This window comes from Microbacterium sp. P5_E9 (genome assembly GCF_054049175.1).
The window spans coordinates 44,217-68,936 of the sequence record NZ_JBFUMV010000006.1; the positions used below are offsets into that span (position 1 = coordinate 44,217).

General features: G+C 68.7%; 19 protein-coding genes. 11 read left to right on the top strand and 8 right to left on the bottom strand.

The window, feature by feature from the left end; genetic code table 11:
- Positions 1-43 precede the first annotated feature (43 nt).
- The 7 genes from ACXJ3V_RS10240 (at position 44) to ACXJ3V_RS10270 (ending at position 9,861) form a co-directional block, all read left to right on the top strand.
- On the top strand, positions 44-1,705 hold the full coding sequence (locus ACXJ3V_RS10240) for an ATP-binding protein (protein ID WP_457100195.1): 1,662 nt from the start codon (positions 44-46) through the stop codon (positions 1,703-1,705).
- Positions 1,702-2,358, top strand: coding sequence for a response regulator (locus ACXJ3V_RS10245; RefSeq protein ID WP_457100196.1), 657 nt, complete (start codon positions 1,702-1,704; stop codon positions 2,356-2,358). Before ACXJ3V_RS10240 ends, ACXJ3V_RS10245 begins: the two co-directional genes overlap by 4 nt.
- Positions 2,359-2,417: 59 nt before the next feature.
- Positions 2,418-3,809, top strand: a complete 1,392-nt coding sequence (locus ACXJ3V_RS10250) for a sigma 54-interacting transcriptional regulator (RefSeq protein WP_457100197.1) — start codon at positions 2,418-2,420, stop codon at positions 3,807-3,809.
- A 132-nt stretch (positions 3,810-3,941) separates the two neighbouring features.
- Positions 3,942-5,984 carry a vWA domain-containing protein gene (locus tag ACXJ3V_RS10255; protein ID WP_457100198.1) on the top strand — a complete coding sequence of 681 codons (2,043 nt, stop codon included), beginning with the start codon at positions 3,942-3,944 and terminating at the stop codon, positions 5,982-5,984.
- Positions 5,985-6,043: 59 nt separating this feature from the next.
- Positions 6,044-7,360 (top strand): MFS transporter, encoded by a 1,317-nt coding sequence (locus ACXJ3V_RS10260; RefSeq protein WP_457100199.1) that lies wholly within the window; start codon positions 6,044-6,046, stop codon positions 7,358-7,360.
- A 184-nt stretch (positions 7,361-7,544) separates the two neighbouring features.
- A complete protein-coding gene (locus tag ACXJ3V_RS10265; RefSeq protein WP_457100200.1) occupies positions 7,545-8,147 on the top strand; it encodes a hypothetical protein in 603 nt (200 codons plus the stop codon).
- 49 nt (positions 8,148-8,196) lie between these two features.
- Entirely contained in the window at positions 8,197-9,861 is a 1,665-nt protein-coding gene (locus ACXJ3V_RS10270; protein ID WP_457100201.1) for an ABC-F family ATP-binding cassette domain-containing protein, read from the top strand.
- Between the two features lie 77 nt (positions 9,862-9,938).
- On the opposite strand, the gene ACXJ3V_RS10275 is transcribed toward ACXJ3V_RS10270, so the two are convergent.
- A complete protein-coding gene (locus tag ACXJ3V_RS10275; protein ID WP_457100202.1) occupies positions 9,939-10,289 on the bottom strand; it encodes a LysR family transcriptional regulator in 351 nt (116 codons plus the stop codon).
- Positions 10,290-10,571: 282 nt separating this feature from the next.
- Between ACXJ3V_RS10275 and ACXJ3V_RS10280 the strand changes: the two genes are divergently transcribed.
- On the top strand, positions 10,572-12,359 hold the full coding sequence (locus tag ACXJ3V_RS10280; RefSeq protein WP_457100203.1) for a hypothetical protein: 1,788 nt from the start codon (positions 10,572-10,574) through the stop codon (positions 12,357-12,359).
- Between the two features lie 236 nt (positions 12,360-12,595).
- Positions 12,596-14,518 (top strand): hypothetical protein, encoded by a 1,923-nt coding sequence (locus tag ACXJ3V_RS10285; RefSeq protein WP_457100204.1) that lies wholly within the window; start codon positions 12,596-12,598, stop codon positions 14,516-14,518.
- On the opposite strand, the gene ACXJ3V_RS10290 is transcribed toward ACXJ3V_RS10285, so the two are convergent.
- The gene (locus tag ACXJ3V_RS10290) at positions 14,502-14,963 is read right to left on the bottom strand and encodes a phage tail protein (RefSeq protein ID WP_457100205.1); all 462 of its coding nucleotides are present in this window, start codon (positions 14,961-14,963) and stop codon (positions 14,502-14,504) included. The two genes, ACXJ3V_RS10285 and ACXJ3V_RS10290, sit on opposite strands and share 17 nt — an antisense overlap.
- Positions 14,964-15,064: 101 nt before the next feature.
- Here ACXJ3V_RS10290 and ACXJ3V_RS10295 point away from each other — a divergent pair, with 101 nt between their 5' ends.
- Both ACXJ3V_RS10295 and ACXJ3V_RS10300 read left to right on the top strand, forming a co-directional pair.
- Positions 15,065-15,643 carry a carboxymuconolactone decarboxylase family protein gene (locus tag ACXJ3V_RS10295; RefSeq protein ID WP_457100206.1) on the top strand — a complete coding sequence of 193 codons (579 nt, stop codon included), beginning with the start codon at positions 15,065-15,067 and terminating at the stop codon, positions 15,641-15,643.
- Between the two features lie 93 nt (positions 15,644-15,736).
- On the top strand, positions 15,737-17,227 hold the full coding sequence (locus ACXJ3V_RS10300; protein ID WP_457100207.1) for a hypothetical protein: 1,491 nt from the start codon (positions 15,737-15,739) through the stop codon (positions 17,225-17,227).
- A gap of 61 nt (positions 17,228-17,288) precedes the next feature.
- Here ACXJ3V_RS10300 and ACXJ3V_RS10305 read toward each other — a convergent pair whose 3' ends face one another.
- The 6 genes from ACXJ3V_RS10305 to kdpB form a co-directional block, all read right to left on the bottom strand.
- A complete protein-coding gene (locus ACXJ3V_RS10305; RefSeq protein WP_457100208.1) occupies positions 17,289-17,981 on the bottom strand; it encodes a hypothetical protein in 693 nt (230 codons plus the stop codon).
- Between the two features lie 286 nt (positions 17,982-18,267).
- Positions 18,268-18,453: a hypothetical protein gene (locus ACXJ3V_RS10310; RefSeq protein WP_457100209.1), complete on the bottom strand. Its 186-nt coding sequence runs from the start codon at positions 18,451-18,453 to the stop codon at positions 18,268-18,270.
- Positions 18,454-18,591: 138 nt separating this feature from the next.
- Entirely contained in the window at positions 18,592-19,278 is a 687-nt protein-coding gene (locus ACXJ3V_RS10315) for a response regulator (RefSeq protein WP_457100210.1), read from the bottom strand.
- Positions 19,275-21,806: a DUF4118 domain-containing protein gene (locus ACXJ3V_RS10320; protein WP_457100211.1), complete on the bottom strand. Its 2,532-nt coding sequence runs from the start codon at positions 21,804-21,806 to the stop codon at positions 19,275-19,277. Before ACXJ3V_RS10320 ends, ACXJ3V_RS10315 begins: the two co-directional genes overlap by 4 nt.
- A 24-nt stretch (positions 21,807-21,830) precedes the next feature.
- Positions 21,831-22,439 (bottom strand): potassium-transporting ATPase subunit KdpC, encoded by a 609-nt coding sequence (kdpC, locus tag ACXJ3V_RS10325; protein ID WP_457100212.1) that lies wholly within the window; start codon positions 22,437-22,439, stop codon positions 21,831-21,833.
- Positions 22,440-22,467: 28 nt separating this feature from the next.
- Positions 22,468-24,720, bottom strand: a complete 2,253-nt coding sequence (gene kdpB / locus ACXJ3V_RS10330; RefSeq protein WP_457100213.1) for a potassium-transporting ATPase subunit KdpB — start codon at positions 24,718-24,720, stop codon at positions 22,468-22,470.

Consider the following 24,720-nt stretch of genomic DNA (forward strand, 5'->3'; position numbering starts at 1 on the left):
TGAGTTCTGCGCATTTCGCTCAATGCGCCGCGAGGAGGCGGCGATGCGGTTCTCGACGCAGCTGCTGCTGCTTCAACTGGCCTGCGTGACCGCAGTCGTCGCGATCTGCACCGGGGTTTTCGTCGGGATCGGCGTGCAGCAGCTTCGGGCCGAAGCGGAGAGCTCTGCCCTGTCCATCGCTCGTACGATCGCCGCCGACTCCGACGTACGCAGCGGCGTGGCGCGGATCTCGGCGGATCCCGGCACGCCGACCAACGCCAGCCTGCGCGGCGGGCCGCTCGCCGAACTGGCGACCGCGGCAGAGGCCGAAACCGACGCGCTGTTCATTGTGATCACCGACGACCACGGAATCCGCCTCGCGCACCCAGACCCCGCTCTGCTGGGCGCGGTCGTCAGCACAGACTTCTCGGACGCGCTCGCCGGGCGCGAGACCGTCGCATGGGAGTCGGGCACGCTCGGCGAATCGGCCCGGGCGAAAGTCCCTGTCCGTGACCCCGATACCGATGAGCCGGTCGGCGAAGTCAGCGTCGGATTCGCGACCACGAGCGTCTTCCAAGAGCTTCCGCTGCTGCTCGGAGGAGTGGCCCTCGCCGCCGCTGCGGCGCTGTGCCTCGGTGCGATCGTGTCGCTCGTGCTTCGGCGGCGCCTCGAACGGCTCACCCTCGGTGTGCAGCCCGAGGAGCTCGCCGCCCTTGTGCAGAATCAGGCGGCCGTGCTCGACGGTGTCGGCGACGGGGTGCTCGCCTATGGGCCAGACGGCATCGTGACGGTCGCGAACAATACGGCGACACGACTGCTCGGAGTCTCAGACCTGGTCGGCCGTCGCGTCGATGGACTCGACCTTCCGCCTGCGGTGCTGAGCGCCCTGTCCGGGTCGACGACGGACGGGCGAGAATCGGATGCCGCGGAACCCCTCGTGCTGGCCGACCATGTCGTGTTCATCGACACTCGCCCGGTGTCGCGCGCCGATCGGGATCTGGGCCTGATCGCCGTGATCCGGGATCGCACCGATGTCGTGACCCTCACGGATCGCCTCGAGACGGTCGCGTCGATGACCGATGCGCTGCGCGTGCAGCGCCACGAGTTCGCGAATCGTCTCCATGTCACGGCGGGTCTCATCGACGCCGGGCGCGTCCCGGATGCGCGGGACTACCTCGACGAGGTTCTCGAGGCGTCGCAGACCTCTGCCGCCCTGCCCCTGGGGGACCACATGACCGAGCCGTTCCTGGCGTCGCTGTTGGAGGCGAAGGCCGTGCAGGCGGCTGAGCGCGGAGTGCGACTGACCGTGAGCGCTGACTCCTTGGTGCGAGGCATCGTCGCGAAGCCGGAAGACGTGGCGATCGTGCTCTCGAACCTCGTCGACAACGCGGTCGCTGCGGCGGTGCGCGGCGAGGAGCCGCGATGGCTCATCGTCGAACTCCTCGATGACGACGAGACGCTGGTGATGGCGGTCTCGGACTCGGGTGCAGGAGTCGCCGAGGGCGAAGACCCGTTCACCGATCGACCGCGCGCGGACCCGGACCCTGACGCGGTTCACGGTCGAGGCATCGGCCTGCCGCTGATCCGGGAAGTGGCAGCACGTGCGGGCGGGGATGTCTGGCTCGCCGCCGCTGGTGACCAGGAAACTTCTGGGGCGGTCTTCTGTGCACGGCTTCCCGGCGTCATGACCGCGCCCACTCAACCGCAACGCGAGGGAACCCGATGACAGATCAGATCACCGTCCTCGTCGTCGACGACGACTTCCACGTCGGAGGCCTCCACAGGGACATCGTCGCCGCGCAGCCCGGCTTCGCCGCGCTGGAGCCGGTGCGAGGAGTTCGCGCCGCACGCGCGGCGGTTCGCGATCTGCACCCCGCTCTCGTGCTCTGCGACGTCTACCTGCCTGACGGTGACGGAATCACCTTCGTCGCCGAGATCGACGTGGATGCGTTCGTGATCAGCGCGGCGTCGGATGGCGGTACGGTCCGCCGGGCGTGGCGGGCCGGCGCCCTCGGCTACCTGATCAAGCCCTTCGAACCGGCGCTGCTGAGCGAGCGACTCGAGGCGTATCGGCGGTTCCGCAATCTCGCTGTGGACGATCGCCGTCTTGACCAAGACACGATCGACAGGGCGCAGCGCGTGCTGCTTGGTCGGGATGCCGGAGCGGCCTCCGCCTCGCGTTCGACCACCGAGAAGCTGCTCATCGACCTGCTGCAGGGCGGTGAGTCGTCCGCGAGCGACATCGCCGGCCGAGCGGGTCTGTCTCGGGCGACGGCACAGAGACACCTCGCCGCAATGGCGACCCGGGGGGATGTGGAGGTCACTCTCCGCTATGGATCAACTGGTCGCCCGGAGCACCGCTACCGCATTCGAAAATGACCGTGGGCAATTTGCGGCATCCGGCCCTCAGTCCTGCGCAGGCGACCTACTCTCTCGTCATGACCTCATCGCCTTCCGCCATCGCCACGACCGGACAGCTGCGCGCGTCGGGGCACACGTACCGGCCGCTGCGCGTCGAACTGCGCGAGAATCTCCTGTCGGCCCTCGCGGACGGACGCGATCCGTGGCCGGGCATCCACGGATTCGACACCACCGTGATCCCGCAGCTGGAGCGCGCCCTGCTCGCGGGGCACGATGTCGTCCTCCTCGGTGAGCGGGGTCAGGGTAAGACCCGCCTGCTGCGCAGCCTCGCCGGCCTGCTCGACGAGTGGTCTCCGGTCATTGCCGGATCGGAGCTGGGCGAGCATCCCTTCCACCCGGTGACCCCGGCATCCGTCCGTCGCGCCTCCGAGCTGGGCGATGACCTTCCGGTCGCGTGGCGGCACCGCGACGAGCGGTACGTCGAGAAGCTGGCGACTCCCGACACCTCGGTGGCCGACCTGATCGGCGACGTCGACCCGATCCGCGTCGCCGAGGGGCGCTCGCTCGGCGACCCCGAGACGATCCATTACGGGCTCATCCCGCGCAGTCACCGCGGCATCGTCGCCATCAACGAACTGCCCGATCTCGCCGAGCGCATCCAGGTGTCGCTGCTGAACGTCATGGAAGAGCGCGACATCCAGATCCGCGGCTATGTGCTGCGCCTCAACCTCGACGTGCTCGTCGTGGCCACCGCCAACCCCGAGGACTACACCAACCGCGGCCGCATCATCACACCGCTCCAGGACCGCTTCGGCGCGGAGATCCGCACCCACTACCCGCCGACGATCGAAGAGGAGGTCGCGGTCATCCGCCAGGAGGCCGACCTCGTCGCCGCAGTGCCCGCGCACCTGCTGGAGGTGCTGGCGCGCTTCACCCGCAATCTTCGGGAATCGGATGCCGTGGACCAGCGTGCCGGAGTGTCCGCGCGGTTCGCGATCGCGGGCGCGGAGACCATCGCGGCGGCCGCGCTGCACCGCGCGACGCGTCAGCACGAAGATGTCGGGGTGGCGCGACCCGTCGACCTGGAGACGGCCGTCGACGTGCTGGGCGGCAAGATCGAGTTCGAGACCGGCGAGGAGGGCCGCGAGCGCGCGATCCTCGAGCATCTGCTGCGCACCGCGATCGTCGAGACCGCGAGGACGCACCTGCGCGGGATCGACGCGAGAGCGCTCGTTGACGCGTTGCACGATGGGGCGACGGTGATGACGGGCGAGCAGGTGCCCGCCGCCGACGTGCTCGCGGCGATGCCGGTGCTCGGCGAGTCCGAGTTGTACGAGGAGGTCGCCGAGCGGCTCGACGCACACACGCCGGGGGAGCGCGCGGGTGCGCTCGAACTGCTGCTCGAGGCGCTCTACCTGGAACGGCGGATCAGCAAGGACAGCGCCGATGGCGAGACCGTGTATGGCTGAGAGCCAGAAGGTCTGGTCCCTGAGCTTGTCGAAGGGCCCGGAGTCGCATCGGACGCTTCGACAGGCTCAGCGACCGATGCTCGCTCAACGACCGGCGGGGAACCGGTTCCTGAGCTTGTCGAAGGGCCGCTGATGGTCCGCGGATTCCATCGCGCGGCCGCGCACACCAACCGCTACGGACGCTACGCCGGCGGGCCGGATCCGCTCGCTCCGCCCGTTCCGGTCCAAGAGGCACTGGAGGCGATCGGGCTCGATGTGATGTCGGGCACCTCCGCCGAGCGCGCGATGCGCGAGTACCTGCGCCGCGGCTCCCGTGACCGGCTGGGCCTCGACGACCTGGCGCGGCGCGTGCGCGAGCGGCGCGCCGAACTGGTCTCTCGTCATCGTCTCGACGGCACCCTGGAGGAGGTGCGGCGGCTCCTCGACCACGCCGTGCTCGAAGAGCGCAAACGCCTCGCCAACGACGTGGACCTGGACGACGACGCCCGTGAATTCGCCGAGATGCGGCTCGAGAACCTGCCCGACAGCACCGCGGCCGCCGTGAACGACCTGACCGACTACGAGTGGCACAGCCCCGCGGCGCGTGCCGATTACGAGCGCATCAAAGAGCTGCTCGGCCGTGAAATGCTCGACCAGCGGTTCGCGGGCATGAAGAACGCTCTGGAGAGCGCGACGGATGCCGATCGCCAGGCGATCCGCGACATGCTCAGCGATCTCAACGACCTGCTCGAAAAGCGTCGGCTCGGAGAAGACACTGCGGAGGACTTCGACGAGTTCATGCGCAAGCACGGCGACCAGTTCCCCGAGAACCCGAAGAATCTCGACGAGCTGCTGGACACGCTCGCCGAGCGCGCGGCGGCAGCCCAGCGGATGCTCAACTCGATGACTCCCGAGCAGCGCGAGGAGCTTGCGAGTCTGGCCGCGCAGGCGTTCGGCTCGCCGGAGCTCATGCAGTCGCTGTCGCGGCTCGACGACAACCTGCGCTCGCTCCGACCCGGCGAGGACTGGAGCGGGTCGGCATCCTTCTCCGGAGAAGAGGGCGTCGGTCTCGGCGAGGCGACCGGGATCATGCAGGATCTCGCCGACCTCGACTCCCTGTCGGATCAACTGGGTCAGTCGTATCCGGGCGCGCGCATGGACGACATCGATGTTGATGCGCTCGGGCGGCTCGTCGGTGACGATGCCGCCGTCAGCGCGCGCGCCCTGCGCGACCTCGAGCAGGAGCTGAAGGACACCGGGATGCTGCATCGTGCGTCAGACGGGGCGCTCCGGCTCACCCCTCGGGCGATGCGGCAGCTGGGCCGTGCGCTGCTGCGCGACATCGCGACACGTCAGTCCGGGCGCACCGGCCGCCGCGAGACGCGCAACGCCGGCGCCGCGGGCGACCGCACCGGCTCGACTCGAGAGTGGGCGTTCGGAGATACCGAGCCGTGGGACATTCCACGCACGGTCTCGAACGCGGTGCTGCGAACCGTCGCGGATGGCGGGGACGCGGCATCCGGAGTCCGACTCGAGACGCGCGATGTCGAGGTGGTCGAGACCGAGGAGCGCACGCAGGCCGCCGTCGCGCTGCTCGTCGACACGTCGTTCTCGATGGTGATGGACGGGCGATGGGTGCCGATGAAGCGCACGGCACTCGCACTGCATCACCTCATCTCGAGCCGTTTCCGCGGCGACAGTCTGCAGTTGATCGCGTTCGCACGGCACGCGGAGGTCGTCGACATCGAGGAGCTGACCGCGAAGGACGGCGTGTGGGACAAGGGCACGAACCTGCACCACGCGCTGCTGCTCGCCCAGCGGCACTTCCGGCGCAACCCGACTGCGCAGCCGGTGCTGCTGATCGTGACCGACGGCGAGCCGACGTCGCATCTCAACCCGGACGGCTCGGTGCATTTCGCCTACCCGCCGGATCCGCGCACGGTCGCCGTCACGGTGCGGGAGCTCGACACGGTGCATCGGCTCGGCGCCCAGACGACCTTCTTCCTGCTGGGGGACGACCCCGGCCTCGCGCGATTCGTGGGCGCGCTCGCGCGCCGCGCCGGCGGCAGCGTCGTCACTCCCGAGTTGGACGACCTCGGGCGAGCGGTCGTGGAGAGCTACCTCGGCTCCCGCCACACCGGGCGGGGTGCGCCGGAGGACTTCGGCGAGATGCTGCGGGGCCGGTACTGGTGGTGACGGCGGGATAGTCTGGACGAAACCACGCCCCTCGACGTCGGACTTCTGTGACCCTTCCCATGCGCTCCACGTCGTCGTGGCGTGCGTGGCTGATCTGGGGCGTCGGCGTCGCCGCCTACGTTCTGGCGGTCACGAACCGGACCTCGCTGGCTGCGGTCGGCGTCGATACGGCCGATCGATTCAACGTCGATGCCTCGACCCTCTCGCTGTTCGCGGTGTTGCAGCTCGGCGTCTACGGATTCATGCAGATCCCGGTGGGGGTGCTGCTCGATCGCTTCGGGTCACGTCCGGTCATGGCGATCGGGATGGTGCTGATGGCGGTTGGGCAGCTGGTGATGGCCTTCTCGCCCAACGTGGGCGTCGCCATCGCGGCGCGCATGCTGCTCGGTGCCGGAGACGCGGCAGTCTTCCCCGGTGTCCTCCGGCTCATTTCGACGTGGTTCCCGGCTCAGCGCGCACCCGTGATGGTTCAGCTGACCGGGATCTTCGGGCAGCTCGGCCAGATCATCGCGATCATTCCGCTCGCTGCGCTCCTGCACGCGACCACGTGGTCGATCGCGTTCGGCAGCCTCGCCGGGCTCGGCGTGCTGTTCGCCGTTCTGGTGTTCGGCGTCATCCGGAATCACGCTCCCGACCGCACGGCGGATGTCTCCGTGAATACCGACACGGGAGCGATCAGGGTCGTCACGTCCGCAATCGACAACCGCGTCGGCATCCGGGCTGCGTGGTCGCACCCGGGCACCCGGCTCGCCTTCTGGTCTCACTTCACGACGCCGTTCGCCGGCACCGCCTTCATCATGCTGTGGGGCATCCCGTTCCTCACCGAGGGCGAAGGCACGACGCCCGCCCAGGCCGCGGCGATCACGACGACCATGGTGCTGGCCGGCATCGCGTTCGGGCCAGTTCTCGGTGCTCTGTCCACCCGCCTGCCGCACCTGCGCTCCCACGCGCTGGTGCTCCCGACGGTGGCGATCCAGATGCTCGTCTGGCTCGTCGTGATCGCGTGGCCGGGACCCGCCCCGCTGTGGCTGCTGTTCGTCCTGGCGATCGCGCTGGCCACCGGTGGCCCGGCATCGATGATCGCGTTCGACCATGCGCGCACGCACAACCCCAGCCATCGGCTCAGCACGGCGACCGGCATCACCAACTCAGGCGGGTTCCTCGCCGGCCTGATCGCGATCTACCTCATCGGTGTTGCTCTGGACCTGCAGGGTGCCGGGACTCCCGACACCTATTCGCTCGAGGCGTTCCGGTTCGCCTTCCTCATGCAGGTGCCACTGTGGCTCATCGGCATGGCCTTCATCATCTTCGAGCGCAAGCGCACCCGCATCCGCATCGGCCTGGACAAGCCTCGAGGGCCCAAGCGCGCGAGGTGAGCCTCCGCTGAGTGGACTGTCTGGCGCGCCACGTAGGATTGCGCGTGAGGGTCGAAGCGCTGGGGCGCTATCCGATCGACCCGTGTGGGACTGGCGGTCAAACGCCAGCACCTTTGTCACGCTGTCGTGCGCCGAAAAGGGGATCTATGAGTGTTCGCGTCGTATCTGCGATGGGCATGAAGTCATGAGGCTGTACTCCGACTATGGCCCTCGCCGGACCCGCCAGATCCTCGGCGACCTGCTCGCCCTCGCCATGATGGCCCTCTGGGTGTGGCTCGGGATCGGCGTGTACAGATTGGTCGACAAGCTCGCCGTATTCGGTCAGAAGATGGCAGAGGCGGGCGATGGCTTCGAGCACACCATGACCGACGTAGGCGATTTCCTCGGTGGAGTGTTCGGTATAGGCGAAGCAATCAGGGTCCCCTTCGACGCAGCAAGTGAGGCTGGTGCGATGCTCGAGGCTGCGGGGGTCAGCCAGCAGGAGGCCATCCACCAGCTCGCCATGTGGCTCGGCATCGGGATCGCGCTTCTGCCGATGCTCACGATCATCCTGCTCTGGTTCGTGCCGAGGTTCCGATTCGCGCGCAAGGCGGGCCACGCCAAGGCGATGGTCAAGTCAGGCGTGGGCGTCGACCTTCTCGCGCTGCGGGCCCTCGCCACCCAGAAGGTCTCGGCGCTCTCGAAGATCGATCCCGACGCGATGGCCGCCTGGCGGCGCGGTGACGAGGACGTCATGCGTGCGCTGGCCAATCTCGAGCTCAAGAGCTCAGGGGTGCGCGCTCGCTAGGAGTCGGGATGGTGCATTATGCACCCGAGCGCTCAACGAGAATTGATGGATGACCGCAACACTCGTGGCCCAGGGCCTCGCCGGAGGCTACGGCCATCGCACCCTCTTCGACTCGCTTGACGTGACCGTCGCCCCGGGCGACGTGATCGGGGTCGTCGGTGCGAACGGAGCGGGAAAGTCCACCCTGCTGCGGCTGCTCGCCGGCGTCGACGAGCCGCAGGCGGGCACCATCGCACTGGCGCCCTCCGATGCTTTCGTCGGCTGGCTGCCGCAGGAGCACGAACGCGTCCAGGGCGAGACCGTCGCCGAGTACATCGCGCGGCGCACCGGATGCGCTGAGGCGACGAGTGAGATGGATGCCGCGGCCCAAGCCCTCGGCGACCCGTCGCTGAGCGAGAACGGCGCCGATCCAGCTGACGTCTACTCGGCGGCGCTCGATCGCTGGCTGGCCAGCGGCGCGGCCGACCTGGATGAGCGTCTCCCGGTCGTGCTCGCCGACCTCGGCCTCGACCTCAACGGGGCAGCGGCCGAGCAGGCGACGATGACCTCGCTCTCCGGCGGTCAGGCGGCCCGCGTCGGGCTCGCGGCGCTGCTTCTGTCTCGCTTCGACATCGTGCTGCTCGATGAGCCCACCAACGACCTCGACCTCGACGGCCTCGAGCGGCTCGAGGCCTTTGTCCGCGGCATCCGTGGGGGAGTCGTGCTCGTCAGCCACGACCGCGAGTTCCTCGCCCGCTGTGTGACGCGCGTGCTGGAGCTCGATCTCGCGCAGAACTCTAACCGGCTCTACGGCGGCGGCTACGACTCGTACCTCGAAGAGCGCGCGACCGCCCGGCGGCACCAGCGGGAGAAGTACGACGAGTTCGCCGACAAGAAGGCCGACCTCGTCGCGCGGGCTCGGACCCAGCGGGAGTGGTCGAGCCAGGGTGTGCGCAACGCGATGAAGAAGGCGCCCGACAACGACAAGATCCGGCGCAAGGCGGCGACCGAGTCCAGTGAGAAGCAGGCGCAGAAGGTGCGCCAGATGGAGAGCAGGATCGCCCGGCTCGAAGAGGTCGACGAGCCGCGCAAGGAGTGGCAGCTCGAGTTCACCATCGGCTCAGCGCCGCGGTCGAGCTCCGTGGTCTCGACGCTGAGCTCGGCGGTCTTCCGGCAGGGGGCGTTCACCCTCGGCCCCGTGTCGCTGCAGGTGAACGCGGGGGAGCGCATCGGCATCACCGGGCCGAACGGCGCCGGCAAGTCGACGCTGCTGCGCGCGCTGCTCGGCACGCAGCAGCCGGACGAGGGGACGGCGAGTCTCGGCGCCAGCGTGCAGGTCGGCGAGATCGACCAGGCGCGCTCGCTGCTGGTGGGAGTTCAGCCGCTCGCCGCGGCGTTCGAAGAACTCGTTCCGGCCCTCGCGTCCGGCGAGGTGCGCACCCTGCTCGCCAAGTTCGGGCTCAAAGCCGATCACGTCAATCGCCCGGTCGATGAGCTGTCACCGGGGGAGCGCACGCGCGCCAGCTTGGCGCTGCTGCAGGCGCGCGGGGTGAACGTGCTCGTGCTCGATGAGCCGACGAACCACCTCGACCTGCCGGCCATCGAGCAGCTCGAGCAGGCGCTCGAGTCCTACGACGGCACCCTGCTGCTCGTGACCCACGACCGCCGGATGCTGGCGACGGTCGAGACCGACCGGCAGTGGCGGGTCGAAGCGGGTCAGGTCATGGAGCTGTAGGCCACTGCATTCCCTGAGCTTCCACCGCGGTCCCTGAGCTTCCGCTCCGGTCCCTGAGCTCGTCGAAGGGGCCGCTGCTAGCGGCCCTGGCGCTTCTTGTACGGCTTCGGCTGCCCCTTGAGCACCTTGCCTCGTCCCTTGCCCTTCGAGGCCTTGGCCTTGCCGCCCGCGGGCACCTTAGGCTTGTCCGCCGGGGCAGGAGCCGCCGCGATCTGTCGCTTCGCTTCTTCCAGGAGCAGCGTTCCCGCGGGGGACAGAATCGGCCCGTTCTTGGTGTTGGTCAGGAGTGGATGGCCGACTTCTTCTTCGAGCTTGTCCATCGACGAGTAGAGGGACGGGAGCGGGATGCCGAGGGCCTCGGCGGCCCGCGGAAAGTGCACGTCTTCGTCCACGAGTGCGACAAACCGTTGAAGGTCAGAGATCTTCACAGGGAACCTTTCATTCGTCCGCACGAGGCGCTTCCGTCAAGCGTGCCCGACGACGAGACCTGCTGTTGCTCAACGGCCAGGATACGCGCCGAGGACGGTGCTGACCCGCGACGAGTCGCTGTGTCAGGTGTGCTCTTGTGATGCGTGTGGGGCCACTGCTACGGTCAGCCTCACTGGGGGCCTGTCTGGACGACTGGGGATCGTCGCGTGCGGCAAGCGCGCGACGTGGTCATATTGGGGATGCCTTGCGGGACACAACGTTGTGCTCGAAGGGACATCGAAATGGCTATTCATCGTGCGCTCGGAGTTCGTCGGATCGCGATCGGGGTGGTGGCCGCGTTCGTGCTCGCGGGCGCAGCGGCGGTCCCTGCGGTGGCGGCGACCGGTTTCGACGAGACCGAGCTCGAGCCGACCGCCGGCGCCGTTGGCAGCCAGTTCGGGTATTCGGTGGCAGTGGATGGCAACCTGGCGGTGGTCGGAACTTTCCTGGATGACGTCAACGGTGACGATTCAGGGTCGGTGTCGGTGTACCAGCGCGATGGCGCAGGCACCTGGGGGACGGGGATCAAGCTGCTCGCGCCCGATGGCACCGCCCGCGACGGCTTCGGACTATCGGTCGCGGTGGATGACGGCCTGGTGGTGGTCGGCGCCCCCCGCGATGACGAAAACGGCGTCCGTGCGGGGTCAGCGTATGTGTATCAGCAGGATGATTCCGGCGTCTGGGTAGGGACCAAGCTGGCCAACGGCGCAGCCGGCGACCAATATGGCTACTCCGTCGCAGTGGACGGTGGCCTGGTGGTGGTCGGCGCCCCGAACAACGACCAGCGGCAGGCTGAGGCGGGGGCTGTCTGGCTATACGAGCGAAATGCTCTCGGCGATTGGGTGGGGACCCCGACAGTGGCCTACGACGGCACTCCCGGCGATTTCTTCGGGGGCGCGGTGGCGGCGGGTGGTGGCCTTGTGGTGGTCGGCGCTTTCCAGGATGACGAGAAGGGCGCCGGTGCGGGTTCGGCCTACCTGTATGAGCGGGGCAGCGACGGCCTGTGGAGCGCGACCAAGCTGACCGCGACCGACAGCGCAATCAACAATGGGTACGGGTTCTCGGTGGCGACGGACGGCGGCCGGATCGTGGTCGGCGCTAACGGGGATGATGAGAAGGCCCCGAATGCGGGGGCGGCGTACGTGTATTCGCCGGCCACGACAACCGCCGGGTGGACCGCGACGAAGCTCACCGCGACGGACGCCGCAACCGGCGATGCCTACGGAAGCTCAGTGGCGGTGGATGGCGGCGTGGTCGTCGTCGGCGCCTACGGCGCCGCCGTGCCCGACGGGGCCGGCGGGGTTGCCGGCCATGCGGGCGCGGCGTATGTGTACAAGCCGGTCGGCTCCGGGCTCGGCGCCGGGATCAAGCTCACGGCGTCCGCTCCCGAGTTCTTCGACGAGTACGGCTGGTCAGTCGCAGTGGATGACTCCACGGTGGTGGTCGGCGCCTTCACCGACGAAGACCTCGACCGCGCGGGTTCGGTGTACGTGTACGAGATGACTGCGGGCGGGGTGCCGCCGGTCATCACCGTCCCAGCGCCGATCACCGTCCCCGCCACCATGCTCGCCGGCGCGCTGGTGACGTACGTGGCATCCGCCACCGATGCGGTCGACGGGGTCGTCCCCCTGGAGTGCGCGCCGTTGTCCGGGTCGGTGTTCGGGCCGGGAACGACGGTCGTGAACTGCACCGCAACCGACCTGGATGGCAATCCCGCGCAAGCGTCGTTCGATGTCATCGTCAACGTTCCAGCGGGTGCGGCGGGTGTGACCCTCTTGGTGCAGGGGATCAACGGGCTGGGGCTGCCGAAGAAGGTCGCGGTGAGTCTCGCCGCACCCCTCAAGCAGGCCGTGAAGGTTCTCACCGACAACAAGCGCGGCAATGACGGGACGGCCTGCGGCAAGCTCCTCACGTTCCAAGCCAGCCTCGAGCCCCGCACCGACGATGGCACCCTCTCACGCGCCAACGCGGACCTGCTCTACAACTACTCCGCCGCGCTGACCACAAGCCTCGGCTGCACGACGCCCTGACGCCTTCGCGAGTTCGTCCCCCGGGATGGTTATCGAACCATGCGCGCATCGGTGATGTTCGGCGCGCCTGAGGCAGCAGGTCGGCGTAGGTCTCACGCCAGGCCGCGACGTGCAGATCCGCGATTGCGGGCGCATCCGAGAGTTCGGGCCGCGTGACTGAGAAGTTCATCAGTCGATCCTTGCGGAATCCGGCGCGAGCCCAACAGGTCCCGACAAAAGCCAGGACAATCATCTTCGTGGAACTGATCTTCGACAGCGACCCGCACGGAATGAATTGGCTGCGCCCGGACTATCCGTACGCCGACGTGCGCTTCGCGTCCCTGCATTCGGATGAGGCCTCGGGCGACCTGGAGGCGACGGTGTCGACCGTCCGTGACGGCGATGCGGTCCGCACCGAGATCGTCATCACGAACGTGAGCCAGGCACCGGTGTTCACGTCGGTGGGCGACATCGGCATCACGCTGCCGCTCGAGGATCGGTACGACCTGGGCGGCGACCAGGACACGCAGCGCTGCAACGCGCACGTGTTCTGCGGTGGCACCTCGAGCTTCGTCCTCGCGCTGCGGATGGGCGGCGCCGCGCCGCATCTCGGCCTGGTGCTCACCGAGGGTGACCTCGTCGCGTACAGCATCGAGCGGGACGTCGCCCTGCAGAGCAATGACCGCGGATGCTTCATCCTGCATCCCGCGCCGCTCGCGCTGCAGCCGGGGGAGCGGTCGATGATCGCGTGGGTGATCTTCCCGTGCGAGGACAAAGACGACTTCTTCGTCCAGGCTGCGCGGCGCACCCGATTCGTGCGTGCCGAATGGGACCAATACGTCCTCTTCACCGGAGAGACCACCACGCTCCGGCTGACCCCGTCATTCGCAGCAGCCGATGTCACGGTGAACGGCGCATCGGCGACGCCGCAAGGTGACGGCACCTTCTCCGCCGTCTTCGACGCGACCGCGCCGGGCGAGCACGCGTTCGTCGTGCAGGCCGATGACCGCACGGTGTGCACCAGGATCCTGGTCAAAGAACCGCTGCCCGTCCTCCTCGAACGCCGTTGCGCGTTCATCGCCCGGCATCAGCAGTACAACGGCCCGATCGAGATGCTCGAGGGTGCGTTCCTCGCCTACGACAACGAACACGACGCGATCTTCTACAGCCGCATCAACGACTACAACGCCGGCCGCGAGCGCATCGGGATGGGCATCCTCCTCGCCGACTACCTCTCTGCGCTGCGCGACGGAATCGCCTCCGCGTCGGACCCCTCCGTCGCGAGCCGGCTGAGGTGGAGTCTCGCCCGCTACGTCGAGTTCGTCGAGCGAGAGCTGGTGGATGTCGCCACCGGAGCGGTCTTCAACGATGCCGGCCGCGATGCCAGCCAGGAGCGGCTGTACAACGCCCCTTGGGTGGCGACGTTCTACCTCGCCCTGCACCGGCTGGACGGCGACGCCGCACGCGTGTTGGTCGCCTATCGCGTCATCCGGGCGTTCTATGCCGCAGGCGGCGCCGCGTTCTACCCGCTCGAGCTGCCGGTGCTGGAGCTCTGCGACGCGCTGCACCAGGCCGGTTTCGATGCCGAGAAGGACGAGGCATCCGCCCTCTTCCATCACCATTCACGCACGCTGGCATCGACCGGACGGAACTATCCGCCGAGCGAGGTCAACTACGAGCAGAGCATCGTCGCGCCCGCCGCGGACATCCTGCTGCAGACCTTCCTCCTGACGGGAGATCCCGCGCTGCTCGTGGCCGGCGAAGAGCAGCTGACTATCCTCGACCAGTTCCACGGGGTGCAGCCCGATCACCACCTCCACGATGTCGCGGTGCGGCACTGGGACGGCTACTGGTTCGGGAAGCGGCAGACCTACGGCGACACGTTCCCGCACTACTGGAGCGCACTCACCGGCAACGTGCTCGCGCTCCACGCCCGGATCACCGGCGACGCCGCCACCGTTCCCCGCGCGGAGAACATCATCCGCGGGGTGCTGCCGCTGATCTTCGACGACGGGCGCGCATCATGCGCGTACGTCTTCCCGCACAGCGTGAACGGMGAGCGAGCCGACTACGCCGACCCGTACGCGAACGACCAGGACTGGGCACTGGTGTTCGCGCTGCGCTCCCTGCGCGGCCGCACCGTGGCCGCGGCATCCGATCCGGTCAGTATTCGCTCTTGATGACGAAGTAGGAGCCGCGGATCGTCCCGGCGAGCTTCGAGCGCTGCCGGGCGAACTTGAACTTCGAGAGTTCATCGGGCTCGTCCATGCCGTCGGAGAGCTTGAAGCCGACGGCTCGCTTGCCGCCGTCTTCGATCGTGTACATCACGTTGATCGAGAGGCCGCTCTCGTAGAACACGTACGCCATGCGGATGCCATCCACCTCAAAGGCCGTCGCCTCGAGCGCGGGGGAGGCGATGACGATATCGCGCTCCTCCTTGAGGATGAAGCTCACCCAGTCGACGGTCGCCTGCGCCTCGGCGGCGGACTCCACGGTGAAGACGTGGTCGTACTTGTTCCTGAAGTAGCGCGCCTCGTTCGCGCGCAGCCCCGCAAGCGCGTCGGCGTGCGGCGACGACTCCAGACCGATGGTCGAAACGGTGGTGAAATCAACGGCGTAGCTCATGACTCAGACACTATCCGCCCCTGCACCTCTGCCCGGCTCCTGGGAGGAGTGACAGGCTGGTGTCCTCGGGTCGACAGACTCTCGGCCGTGAGGAGGCCATGATGATCGTCGTTCCACCTGCCCTCGATGAGGCCGAAGGCCATGTCGACGACATGTACCAGTCGGATCTGCGGGACAACGGGTTCGTCTTCAGCCACACCCAGGCGATGGCGATCAACCCTGAGGCGCATCAGGCGTGGGAGGCGCTCATCCGGGCGATCGTCCCGTCGATCGGCGTGCGCACCTTCGAGCTGGCGACCCTGGCCGCTGCGCGCGCGATCCCGTCGCCGCACTGTCTGCTCGCCCATGGCCGCAAGACGCTGCGGGCGCAGGCCCTCACCGAAGATCAGCTCGAGCGTGTCGCCCGAGACTACGAGTCCGCGGGTCTCTCCGAGGCGGACGTCGCCGTGATGCGCTTCGCCGAGAAGCTGTCGACGGATGCCGGGGGCATGACCGACGGCGATTCTCAGTCGCTCCGCGACATCGGCTTCACCGACCGGCAGATCGTCGACATCGCGCTCGCCGCGGGAGCGCGGAACTACTACAGCCGGACGCTGCAGGCGCTCGCGGTGCCCGTCGAGTCGGTTCCTGGGCTCAGCACCGCGCTGACAGCGGCGCTCCTGTCGCCGCTCGAGGACTGAGTTTCGCCGGCGGGGTATCAGGCCGCCAATCCGACACTCCTCACAGCCGACGCTCGGTCACCGGGACCGGGCGCACTGCAGAGGAGCACAACGATGGCCGAATCGTGGACGATTTCGCTGGACCGGCTGAAAGTGAACAATGCCGATGAAGACAGTTTCTGGAGCGATGGAGACGAGCCCTACGTCGTCTTGGTCGGCTTCCGATCCAAGTTCCGAACACCGGGTTCCACTCAGGTCTTCTGGAGCGGGGTGCTCAACGACGACTGGGCGGACGGGATCGACGGCGGCCAGTCTGCCAACATCCCAGCGAACCAGGGGCGCGTCCGCTTCGACAACGTGAGCCGGCCGACGCAGGCACAGGTGCTAGCAGGGGACTTCCCGGAGCTGCTCGGAGCGCTCGCGATCGTCTTCGAGTCGGATGCCACCCCCTTCACCGCGGTGCGAGGGCTCATCAACGATCTCGTCAGCGCCGCGCGGACGGAACTCTCGAATCTCGTGGAGAAGGGCAACCTGAATCTGGCGGACCCTCAGGCGGACATCGAGAAGGCCGTCAAGGCCGTGGTGGCGGCGATCGAGCCCTCGACGCTGGGCAAGATCGGGCTGTTCCTGCAGTCGTGGGGCGACCCGGACGACCTCATCGGCGTTCGGCCTCTGATCTTCGCTGCGGTCGATCCGTCGATTTCGCTGCCGATCCCTGTACTGCAGCAGCAGGCCGTCAACGTCGCCTTCACGCCGAACGGGGTCGACTACCGGATCAGCGGCAACGTGTCGCAGGTCCCCTCGGGGATCGGGTGGGAGTCGCTCGGCGGCGTGGTCAAGTCCGGGCCTGGCGCGGCATCGTGGGGGCACGGGCGGCTCGACATCGTGGCGCAGGGCACCGACAACGCGCTGTGGCACAAGTGGTTCGACGGCTCGTGGCACGACTGGGAGTCTCTCGGTGGTGAGATCACGGCGGACCCGGCAGGGGCATCGTGGGCGTCGGGCCGTCTCGACCTGTTCGCGCGCGGCACCGACAACGCGTTGTGGCACCGGTGGTTCGACGGCTCGTGGCACAACTGGGAGTCGCTCGGCGGCGGGCTGAGCTCCGGGCCGGCGGCATCGTCCTGGAGCAACGGGCGCCTCGACGTGTTCGTGCGCGGCACCGACAACGCGCTGTGGCACAAGTGGTTCGACGGGTCGTGGCACAACTGGGAGTCTCTCGGCGGTGGCCTGACCAGCGATCCGGCGGTCGCGTCGTGGGGACCGGGGCGCCTCGACGTGTTCGCCCGAGGCACCGACAACGCGCTGTGGCACAAGTGGTTCGACGGCTCGTGGCACAACTGGGAGTCGCTGGGCGGCATCCTGTCGTCGTCACCCGGCGTGGCCGCCTGGGGATCAGGTCGACTCGATGTCGTGGCGCGGGGCACCGACAACGCGGCGTGGCACAAGTGGTTCGACGGGTCCTGGCACGACTGGGAGTCTCTGGGCGGCGGATTCAGCTCGTCGCTCGACATCGCCTCGTGGGGGCCGAACCGGCTCGACATCGTCGGACGCGGTCTCGACAACGCCGTGTGGCACGGCTGGTGGGAGAACGGCTGGTCGTAGACGCGAGAGGGCGGCGGGGTTCCGGCGGATACCGGGAGTCCCGCCGCCTTCGCGAGCGCTGCTAAGGCAAGGCCGCCGAGTCGATTGTCTCCGTCTGATCCCGGCAGTTGCCGAGCGAGATCGCGCCGAGTTCGAACCAGCAGTACTCCTCGTGCGTGATCTCGGGAATGAGAACCTCGGTCGAACGTGCGTGCGGATTGAGAAATGCCCAACCCCACCTGCCGTTCTCGTCGGCGATCGTGGTGCACCCGTAGCCGCACGAGTCCGCCCGTGCCAGGACATCGTCGATGAAGGCGGAAAGGTCCCCGCAGGTCGCCACCGATGCGGGGCTCAGCGACGAGCCACCGAAGTCCTCGAAGGGAGACTGTGGTGCGAGGCACACGGTGTTGTACATCGCGACGTGCATGTTCACGCAGTTGTTGTAGTCCTCGTCGCCTCCGCAGATCTGCTCGCCGGAGATGAGATCGATTCCGCCCGCCTCCTGAATGGTCTGCTCGGGCTGGTCGACCACGGTGAACGAGTAGGAGTTGTTGAGGCCCGCGACGATCAGGATCGCGAAGAGCCCCGACACTGCGGCCGCAGTGATCAGCGCGCTCACGGCTGCGGCATCCGCGATGCGTCTGCGAAGGGATGCATCGACCATGAGGACAGTGGCCGCGACGAGCGTCGCACCACCGGGGATCGCGAACCAGCCGGAGGCGAAGGCGGCGATCATCCCGACGACCGAGAGCCCGAGGATCAGCCAGTAGAACACCCGAGTCCCCGTAGTGAGCGGACTCCACACCCGCTTTCCGCACGCTGGACACCGGAAGACGCGGAATCCGAACGGTCTGCTGACAGGCTCGGCCGAGAACGTTTCGCCGCACGACCTGCAACGGAGAAGGTCTGCTTCGTGTCCGTCGACGGTAGCGGTCTCAGCGTTCGGCATGGATTGATTCTGGGGTATCGGTAAGCACCCTGCGAACCGAGATCTCGACCGCCTTCGCGCTCAGAAGTCGACGGTGGTCACCTCGGGGGGTGGACTTGTCGCCGGCGAACTCTCAGGCCTGTTCGTCCTCCTCCGGCTCGAAGTTCGAGGCTGTCCCGGTGTGCCCGGCTGCGACGCCGTCGGGGTCGGGCGGAATCGTGCCGTCCTGTCCCAGCCCACCGCGCTTCTCGGTTGCCTCGTCCGACTCCGCCGGTGACTTCGCGTCCTGCGTCCGGTCGTCGTTCTCTCGCTCGGTCATGGTTCCTCCGTAGTGTCTCTTCCGCCGACGTTAGATCCGCGCGTCTCGTGGGTCGCCGGGGTTGACAAAACCGCGCTTCCGGCGTCGCGGCTGCCCGCATGAGCGTTCGCGCCGGGTCGAAGACGCTTGTCCAAGGCCTCAGCCGGGGGAGCCGTCCAGGACGAGCCGATAGCCCATGCCCGACTCGGTCAGCAGATGCGCCGGGTTCGCAGGATCGGCCTCGAGCTTCTTGCGCAGCTGGGAGATGTACAGCCTCAGGTAGCCGGAGTCGGTGACGCTCTCGCTCGCCCAGATCTCCTTGAGCAGCGTCTGCCGGGTCACCAGGGCACCGGCGTTGCGCGCGAGGAACTCCAGCATCCGCCACTCCGTCGGCGTGAGGTGCACGCGTGCGCCGGCCCGGCTGACCGACTTCGCGGCGAGATCGATCACCACATCGCCGAACGAGATGACCGGGTCGCCGCCTGGGGCACCGGTCCGTCGCGACAGGGCCCGCAGCCGCGCGAGCAGCTCATCGATCTGGAACGGCTTCGTCACGTAGTCATCGGCCCCGGCGTCGAGCGCCTCGACCTTGTCGGCCGAGCCGGTGCGGCCCGAGACGACGATGATCGGGACAGACGTCCAGCCCCGCAGCGCCTGGATAACGCGCACACCGTCCAGGTGCGGCATGCCGAGATCCAGCAGCACAATGTCCGGGTGCGACTGTGCGGCGAGAGTGACGGCCGCCGCGCCGTCCGCGGCCGCGACGACCTCGTACCCGTGTGCGCCGAGCGTGATCCGGAGGGCCCGCACCAGCTGCGGATCGTCGTCCGCGACCAGGATCTTCATGAAACGCCTTCCGGAATTCCTTCGGCGGAGACGGATGCCGCGGCCACCGGCAGCGCGACGACCATGGTCAGCCCGCCACCCGGGGTGTCTTCGGGCGTGAGACTGCCGCCCATGCCCTCGGTGAATCCCTTCGACAACGCCAGACCCAATCCGAGGCCGGTCGAATTGTCGGTGTCGCCGAGGCGCTGGAAGGGGGCGAAGATGTCGTCGCGCCGGTCGGGCGAGATCCCTTCGCCGTGGTCGACCACCCGGATCTCCGCAATGCCGCCGAGTCGGCTGGTCGCCACGCGCAGCCGCCGACCGGGTGGCGAGTGGCGCATGGCGTTGGCGAGCACGTTCACCAGCACGCGCTGCAGGAGCACCGGGTCCGCCTGCAGCGGGGGCAGCTCAGGATCGAGGGCGAGCTCGACATCGTCGGGGCCGGCGCCGAGTTCGTCCACGGCAGCCAGCACCGCCCCGGCGGAGTCGACCGGACCAAGCGAGACCGCGAGAACGCCGGCCTGCACGCGGCTGACGTCGAGCAGGTCGGTGACGAGCGCCGACAGCGTCGCCAGACTCTCGTCGGCGGTCGCCAGCAGCTCTGCGCGGTCATCGGGCGTCAGGCCGGCACCCGCGGTCCGCAGGCCCCCGACCGCCGCCACCGCGGCCGCGAGCGGGCGTCGGATGTCGTGACTCACGGCGGACAGCAGGGCGGTGCGCACGCGGTCCGTCTCCGCGAGCACCCCGGCTTCGCGTGCCGCCTCACCGAGCTCGAATCGCTCCAGTGCCGCTTCGAGCTGCGTGACGATGACGTCGACGAGACGCCGCTCCGAGGCATCCAGCTCCCCGCCGTGAAGTTCAAGGGTGGCGCGCGGGTGGTCCTCGGGTCCGATCGGAAGACGGATGACGCGCCCGTCCGGCACCGGTTCGCCATCGGTCCCCAGCACCGTGCCGTCGTGCGCGACGAGGCGCACGCCTGTCATGCCGAAGGCCTCGCGGGTGCGGCTCACGAGGGCGGGCACCGCGCTCTGGCCGCGCAGGACGCTTCCTGCGACGGTGGCGAGCAGCTCGGACTCGGCGGCGGCGCGCTGCGCCATCCGTGTGCGGCGAGCGGCCTGATCGACGATGTAGCTCACCAACACGGCGATGATCACGTAAAGGACGAGGGCGAGGGCGTGCAGCGGATCGGCGATCGTCACGGTGTAGAGCGGCTCTACGAAGAGGAAGTCGAGAGTCAGCCCGGACAGGACGGCGGCGAACAGCGCCGGCCAGATGCCCCCGATCAGGGCCACGATGACGACGAGCAGCTGGTACGCGAGCACCTCGGAGGTGATCGATCCCTCGGTGCGGAAACTGGCGAGGAGCCACGACAGCAGCGGGCCCACCACCAGGGCGACGCCGAAGCCGAGGACGCGCCGCTTGACGCTCAGTGCGCCGCCGGCGAGGCGGGGGAGCACATAGCGCCCACCAGCCGAGGAGTGCGTCACGATGTGGACGTCGATGTCGCCGGACTCCCGGATCACGGTCGCGCCGATCCCCGGCCCGGTGAGCGCGGCCGCGAGGCGGCCTCGCCGGCTGACGCCGATCACCAGCTGGGTCGCGTTCACCGACCGCGCGAATTCCACGAGGGAGATCGGCACGTCGTCGCCCACGACCTGGTGATACGTGCCGCCGAGCGATTCCACGAGGTGTCGCTGCGCCGCGAGCGCTCCAGGCGCCGACGTGCGCAGCCCGTCCTGGGTCGAGACGTGGACGGCGAGCAGCTGGCCACCGGCCGATCGGGCGGCGATCCGTGCCGCGCGGCGAATGAGGGTCTCGCCCTCCGCTCCACCGGTGAGGGCGACGACGATCCGCTCGCGGGCCTGCCACGTGCCCGTGATGCCGTGTTCGGCGCGGTAGCGCGTCAACGCGCTGTCCACCTCGTCGGCAAGCCAGAGCAGGGCGAGCTCCCGCAGCGCGGTGAGGTTGCCGAGCCGGAAGTAGTTCGACAGCGCGGCGTCGACGCGCTCAGCAGGATAGACGAACCCGGCGGAGAGCCGGTCGCGCAGCGACTGCGGGGCGAGATCGACCACCTCCACCTCATCGGCGGACCGGACCACGGCATCCGGCACCGTCTCCTGCTGCACCACGCCGGTGATCTGCTCAACGACGGCGTTCAGCGAGGCGATGTGCTGCACGTTCACCGTCGTGATGACGTCGATGCCGGCGTCGAGGAGCGCCTCGACGTCCTGCCAGCGCTTGCCGTGCGGTGATCCGGGCACGTTGGTGTGCGCGAGCTCGTCGACGAGGGCGAGATCCGGATGCCGCGCCAGCACCGCGTCGAGGTCCATCTCGGTGAGCTCGACGCCACGGTGTGCGATTGTGCGGCGGGGCACGAGCGGAAGGCCGTCGATCCGCGCCGCGGTCGCGGCCCGATCGTGGGTCTCGACGACGGCGATCACGACATCGCGGCCGTCGGCGCGCAGCCGCTGGCCCTCTTCGAGCATCTCGTAGGTCTTGCCGACGCCAGGCGCGGCGCCGAGGAGCACCCGCAGACGGCCCCGCTTCATCGGTCGATCCTCTCGCGTTCGCCGTCAGCCCTGGAGGGCGTCCAGCGCGAGGTTGAGCTCCAGCACATTGACCCTCGGCTCGCCGAGGAACCCGAGGTCCCGTGCCTGAATCCTAGACTCCACGAGGGTGCGCACGGCCGCCTCGTCGAGGCCGCGCGCCTCCGCGACGCGGTCGACTTGAAGGAGCGCATACGCCGGGCTGATGTCCGGGTCGAGGCCCGACGCAGAGGCCGTCACCGCGTCGGCGGGGATGTCGGCCGCATCGACCCCTTCGAACGCGGCGATCCCGGCCTTGCGCTCCTCGATCGCGGCGATGAGGTCGGGGTTCTCGGGCCCGAGGTTCGAGCCGCTCGATGCCCCGCCGTCGTAGCCTGCGCCGGCGGCAGAGGGGCGGGACTGAAAGTATCCGGGCAGCGGTGCGCCCGAGGCATCCGTCCACGACTGCCCGATCAGAGACGACCCGACCTGCCGGTCGTCGACGGACACCGCCGATCCGTTCGCCTGCCATGGCAGGGCGAGCTGGCCGATCGTGGTGATGAGGAGCGTGTAGCCGATCCCCAGGACGACCGTGAAGACGAGCATGGCGCGGATCGACACACTCGCCTGTCGAAGTGTGGCGCGGGTGATGGACATTGTGGATCTCCTTCGGAGTCAGAAGCGGTCAGAAGCCGGGGATGAGGCGCACGACGAGGTCGATCAGCCAGATCCCGATGAAGGGTGCGACGATGCCGCCGAGCCCATACACGGCCAGGTTGCGACTGAGAATCTGGGACGCACTCGCGGGCCGGTACTTCACCCCGCGCAGCGCGAGGGGGATGAGGGCGACGATCACGACCGCGTTGAAGATGATGGCGCTCATGACCGCCGATGCCGGGGAGTCGAGTCCCATGACGTTCAGCACCCCCAGCCCGGGGAAGACGCCCATGAACATCGCCGGGATGATCGCGAAGTACTTCGCGATGTCGTTGGCGAGCGAGAACGTGGTGAGCGCTCCGCGGGTGATGAGCAGCTGCTTGCCGATGCGCACGATGTCGATCAGCTTCGTCGGGTCGGAGTCGAGGTCGACCATGTTGCCGGCCTCTTTCGCCGCCGACGTGCCGGTGTTCATCGCGACGCCGACATCCGCCTGCGCGAGCGCGGGCGCGTCGTTCGTGCCGTCGCCGGTCATCGCGACGAGACTGCCGCCGTCCTGCTCGCGCCGGATGAGCGCGAGCTTGTCTTCGGGCGTGGCCTCCGCGAGGAAGTCGTCGACACCTGCCTCCGCTGCGATGGCCTGGGCGGTGAGCGGGTTGTCGCCGGTGATCATGACCGTGCGGATGCCCATGCTGCGCAGCTCGTCGAACCGTTCGCGCAGGCCGTCCTTGACGATGTCCTTGAGGTGGATGACGCCGAGCGCGCGCCCCGCCCCGGTCGCTGAGCCTGTCGAAGCGCTCTTCACAGCCACCACGAGCGGGGTTCCGCCCGACTGCGCGATGGCGTCGGTGGCGGCGGTGAGCTGTGCGCGCACGGCCGGATCCACCTCGGCGCCATCCCCGGACAGCCAGGCCAGCACGGCGGATCCGGCGCCCTTGCGGATCTGCGATCCGTCGGCCAGATCGAGGCCGCTCATGCGGGTCTGCGCCGTGAACGGCACCACCACCGCGCCGGGGGGCTGTTGGATCCGGATGCCGCGTTCCTCGGCGAGGGCGACGACGGAGGTTCCCTCGGGGGTGGGATCGGCAAGGGAGGCGAGCGCCGCCACGCGTGCCAACTCGTCGGCTGCGGTTGCTGAGCCCCCCAGTCCGGTTGCTGAGCCCCCCAGTCCGGTTGCTGAGCTTGTCGAAGCATCGGTCAGCGGCACGAACTCGCTCGCGCGCCGGTTGCCGTAGGTGATCGTGCCGGTCTTGTCGAGCAGCAGCGTCGTGACGTCGCCCGCGGCCTCGACCGCGCGCCCGGACATCGCCAGGACGTTGTGCTGCACGAGCCGGTCCATGCCGGCGATGCCGATGGCCGACAGCAGGGCGCCGATCGTGGTGGGGATGAGGCACACCAGCAGCGCGACGAGCACGGTGATGCTCACCGCCGATCCGCCGTCGGCGCCGAGGACGTACGACGCGATCGGGTTGAGGGTCAGCACGACCAGCACGAACGCGATGGACAGGCTCGCGAGCAGGATGCTCAGGGCGATCTCGTTCGGCGTCTTCTGCCGGCTGGCACCCTCGACGAGCGCGATCATCCGGTCGACGAACGTCTCGCCGGGCTTTGAGGTGATCCGCACCACGATGCGATCGGACAGCACACGCGTGCCGCCGGTGACGGCACTGCGGTCGCCGCCGGACTCGCGGATGACGGGCGCGGACTCCCCGGTGATCGCCGACTCGTCGACCGTGGCGATGCCCCAGACGATGTCGCCGTCCCCGGGGATCAGCTGTCCGGCGATCACGACGACGGTGTCGCCGAGCGTCAGGTCGGACGAGGCCACCTCGGTGGTCGCGGCGCGATCGGCCGCGGCATCCGTCGCTGCGTCGTAGTCGTCCACGCGATAGGCGATCGTGCTCGTGCGCGTCTTGCGCAGGCTCGCCGCCTGCGCCTTGCCGCGCCCCTCGGCGACGGACTCGGCGAGATTCGCGAACAGCACCGTGAGCCAGAGCCACACGGCGATGCCTGCGGTGAAGCCGAGCGGCACCGGGGTCCCGGCGGAGTCGCCGGGACCGCCGAGGAAGGGCTCGGCGACGGCGATCGCGGTAGTGAGGGCCGCGCCGACCCACACCAGGAACATGACCGGGTTGCGCCAGAGCGCCGCCGGGTTGAGCTTGCGCACGGCGCCGGGGAGCGCCTGGACGACCTGAGACCAGGTGAATGCGCGCGAGCGCGAGGGCGCCGGTGCGGGTGCACCTGAGGCGCGCTCCGCGGGACGGAGTGTTGCGGTGGACAT